Source organism: Monashia sp. HAY1-2A (genome assembly GCF_056755315.1).
The window spans coordinates 1-211 of sequence record NZ_JBNDHY010000943.1; the positions used below are offsets into that span (position 1 = coordinate 1).

At 72.0% G+C, this 211-nt stretch carries 1 protein-coding gene; it reads left to right on the plus strand.

What is annotated here, in order from left to right; all coding sequences use genetic code 11:
- Positions 1 to 2: 2 nt before the first annotated feature.
- Entirely contained in the window at positions 3 to 116 is a 114-nt protein-coding gene (locus ACPYOM_RS24435) for a hypothetical protein (protein ID WP_481347966.1), read from the plus strand.
- The last annotated feature ends 95 nt before the right edge of the window (positions 117 to 211 follow it).

Consider the following 211-nt stretch of genomic DNA (forward strand, 5'->3'; position numbering starts at 1 on the left):
GGATCAACGACCCCCACGGCATCACGGTCCGTGACGGCCTCTACCACTCCTTCTACCAGTACGTCCCCGGCAGCACCTGTCTCTTATACACATCTCCGAGCCCACGAGACGCGTAGTAATCTGGGGGGGGGGGGTTTTTTTTGGGAGGGGGGGGGGGGGGGGGGGGGGGGGGGGGGGGGGGGGGGGGGGGGGGGGGGGGGGGGGGGGGGGG